The organism is Rhizobium sp. Leaf371 (genome assembly GCF_001424045.1).
Lineage (GTDB): Bacteria > Pseudomonadota > Alphaproteobacteria > Rhizobiales > Rhizobiaceae > Ferranicluibacter.
In genome coordinates, this window is sequence record NZ_LMQB01000021.1 from 1 (window position 1) to 1,754 (window position 1,754).

Annotated in this window: 2 protein-coding genes; both read left to right on the forward strand. The window is 56.3% G+C overall.

What is annotated here, in order from left to right; translation table 11 throughout:
- Positions 1–595 (forward strand): substrate-binding domain-containing protein (locus ASG39_RS10720; protein ID WP_156468125.1); only part of this gene is annotated, 595 nt, incomplete at its 5' end.
- A gap of 465 nt (positions 596–1,060) precedes the next feature.
- Positions 1,061–1,387: a metalloregulator ArsR/SmtB family transcription factor gene (locus ASG39_RS23870; RefSeq protein ID WP_156468126.1), complete on the forward strand. Its 327-nt coding sequence runs from the start codon at positions 1,061–1,063 to the stop codon at positions 1,385–1,387.
- Positions 1,388–1,754: the final 367 nt, after the last annotated feature.

Genomic DNA, 1,754 nt, shown 5'->3' on the forward strand with positions numbered 1-1,754 from the left:
CATGACCGCCGTCACGTCGGACCTCGTGCATGAAGGCAATGTCGCCGGCAAGTGGCTGGTCGATAACACGGCCGGCAAGCCGTGCAACGTCGTCGAGCTTCAGGGCACGACCGGCTCCTCGCCGGCCATCGACCGCAAGAAGGGCTTCGAAGAGGCGCTGAAGGGCCACGACAATCTCAAGATCGTCCGCTCGCAGACCGGCGACTTCACCCGCACCAAGGGCAAGGAAGTCATGGAAAGCTTCCTGAAAGCCGAGAACGGTGGCAAGGACATCTGCGCCCTCTACGCCCACAATGACGACATGGCCGTCGGCGCGATCCAGGCCATCAAGGAAGCCGGCCTGAAGCCGGGCACCGACATTCTCGTCGTCTCCATCGACGCCGTGCCGGATATCTTCCAGGCCATGGCGGCCGGCGAAGCCAATGCGACGGTCGAGCTGACCCCGAACATGGCCGGCCCCGCCTTCGACGCTCTCGCCGCTTTCAAGAAGGACGGCAAGGAGCCGCCGAAGTGGATCCAGACGGAATCCAAGCTCTACACCCAGGCCGACGAGCCGCAGAAGGTGTACGAAGCCAAGAAGGGCCTCGGCTACTAGGACACAAAACAGAGCTCCCGGCTTTTTAAAGCCGGACCTTGGGTTTCCAGCGTGCGACCGGCGGGAGCAAAGGCCTATGCCGGCTCGTGTCCGCCGGTCGGCGACGCGTTCCCTTCCAACGCTTCCGACCGCCGTCGCGCGGCATATCGGGCTATCCTGGCTCATTTTAAGCATGACAGGTCCAGGCGTGATGAACGCAGCGGGGTTCCAGGAGAGAGCATGCATCGCGCTCTAGGAACCTATGCTGTCGCTGTCACGTGCCACTGGCGGCGACAGTGTGACGGCAACCCGATTTCGTTGCCCCATGATGCAGGTCTTCATCGAAGACGAGCGTTCGTATCTTTGGCCAATGGCCTGTCGAGCCAACTGCGTTTGGGAGACGTTCTCCAGTGGTGCCAGGATCTGTGCCAACGTTCGCTGCATTCTTGTGGTCGAATATCAGTATCAATAACAAGGGGGTGCAATATGGATTTAGTCGATGCTGTTGAACGCGCAAAACTACTATCAACTTTCGCCAATCCAAAACGACTGCATATGTTGAAGATCATGTTAGACGAAGAGGTATCGGTCGGGACGCTTGCGGAGAGGGTTGGCCTCTCGCAATCGGCGACTTCCCAGCACCTTGCATTATTCAAGCGAAATGGCCTGATGGTTCAGAAGCGAGAGATGACATCGAGATATTGTTCCATCAGTGCCGACATGCACAGTCTTGTCCGATCGCTGATCGAAACCGCCGAGAGCACGCAGACAACATTGATGGTAGCAAGAGTATCGGCACAATCCCTTGCTTAGTTGATTTAGAAAGTGACAGCACCGTCATCGTCTTTCCGCTTATCCGGCCTCCTAATTATAGCACATCCACTTTACTCGGGGTCATATCCGCACGATTTGAGCAGTTGGCGCATTCTTGCGGCTCGAACAGGGTAGCGATCTGGCCGACCGTATTCCATAAGCATCTTATGCAATCCCTGGGTGCTTTTATTAGCAACAATGACAACGTTGAAAGGCTCTTGTTGGTCTGCCCCCTGAAAAGTGATCCTTCTTGAAGTATGGCTTATGAGTATGCCTCCGCCGAAGGCCGTCTGCCCTGATTTGGTGATTGGCTTTAAGTCCATGCCTTATGTCATGCGCTACAATCATTTCCCCTATTGAGGTCTTT